The organism is Acidobacteriota bacterium (assembly GCA_034211275.1).
Taxonomy (GTDB): domain Bacteria; phylum Acidobacteriota; class Thermoanaerobaculia; order Multivoradales; family JAHZIX01; genus JAGQSE01.
Map to the genome: position 1 here is coordinate 1 of JAXHTF010000386.1, position 1,673 is coordinate 1,673.

Below are 1,673 nucleotides of genomic sequence, written 5' to 3' on the forward strand. Positions count from 1 at the left end.
CTAGCCCGGATTATTCATGGAAGTCCGCTGATCCAGCCGTGAGCCGGTCGATCGGAGACCTTCCTCGGCCCCGAATCGCCAGTTGGACGGTCTTTGCAGCCCCATCGAAAGGCTGCCCACGCCAGAGCAAGAGCTGGAAGGGGCCTGAGGGCACCTTCGAGACACACTTCGCCTGCTGAAGTGGGGAATCAAGAGCGCCCAGCTGGCAGGAGTCAGACTGGATGGAGCGGTGGGTCGAGACCGGTCGCCAGCTCGGCGAAGAGTCGGGCTTCGACAAAGGATTCGGGCAGGCGGATCCAGATCCTGCGCCGGGAAGGCTTGACGAGGGCTGCGACCTTGAGCAGCCGCAGGCGCAGAGTGTCGAATTGGGCGCGCCCCAGACGCGCGCTGCTCCGAGCTGCACGGTCTCGGAGCGTCCAGAGCAGTCGATAGGCCGCCGCGTGGAGCAAGAGTCGAAAGACGTTGGCCTGGAAGCGGTGACACGAGAGCCGGTCGGCGGCCAGGGCGTTCTTGAGGTCTTTGATCCGATTCTCGCAGTCTCCGCGCTGACAGTACAGCTCGTAGAGTCGCTGGGCAGAGCCCTGGAGGCTGGTGACGACAAACCGAGGATTGGCTCCCCAGTAGCGATTGTGCTCTGCCCGCACGATCACTCTGCGCAGTCGCTTCCAGCTGTTGGCCCGATAGCGAAGGACCGTGAAGGTGCGGGCGCTTTTCCCGGTCCGCTCGGCTTCGCGCCGCGCCCGCTGGAGGGAGCGCTCGGACCAGCGCACCAAGCGCTGATTCTTGGCCAGTCCCAGCAGGTAATCGATGCCGCCGAGCCGATGGTCGAGGCGTTCGAGCTCTCGGAGGATCCGGGGCATGGCGAAGTGGGAGTCCCCGCGCACGAGGATGCGGGCTGCCGGCAAGCGCCGGCGAATCTTGCGGATCAGGCGCCGCAGCAGCGCCTCGGCTCCTCGGCTGGAGTGACAGCGCCCAGGGCGCAGCAGGACCGAAGCCAGCTGTCCCGTATCGCCATCGAAGACGAGCAGAGGGTGGTAGATCGAGTCGTCGAAGTAGCCGTGGAAGAAGGCCAGCTGCTGGCGGCCGTGGGTCGGGTCATGGGTGGAGTCGATGTCGAGAATCAGCTCCTGAGTGTCCGGGGGAAGGCTGGCGACGTAGTCGTCCTCGAAGGCGTTCAAGAGCCGTCGCAAGTCGCGGGCGGAGACCTGATTCTCGAATCGGCAAAGGGTGGGCTGACTGGAGAGTCCCTCGCCGTCGTGGGGCTGGCGGTCACAGACCGTCAAGAGAACTGGGTCGCGGCGGAGATGGTCAGCGTCATTGACGTCCTCGTAGCCCAGGGCGATCTGGTAAATCCGCTGGCGCAGCTGCTCGATCAGACCATGCCGCACCCGATCCGGCCGTCGCCACTCGGTCAGGCAAGCGGCCAGCCGCTCGGTCCAACGGAGCTTCTCGTCGGCCGCGCGCAGCAGCAGAGCGCCCCCATCCGAAGAGCTTCTCGGTGCATCGAAGGAGACGACGACGGGGTGAGAGGGGTGGAAAGAAAGCGACAGCTGTGGGATACACTCTGGCATGAGGGGCGGCCCCTTCCGGCTAAGTCTATTTTGTTGTGATGCTTAGATTTAACCGGAAACCGCCCCTCTTGTCATGTGGTCTGATGAATTATCCGGGCTAGC

Annotated in this window: 1 protein-coding gene; it reads right to left on the minus strand. The window is 64.5% G+C overall.

Annotated elements, in window-relative coordinates:
• Positions 1 to 212: 212 nt before the first annotated feature.
• Positions 213 to 1,571, minus strand: a complete 1,359-nt coding sequence (locus tag SX243_26205; GenBank protein ID MDY7096480.1) for an IS1380 family transposase — start codon at positions 1,569 to 1,571, stop codon at positions 213 to 215.
• Positions 1,572 to 1,673 lie beyond the last annotated feature (102 nt).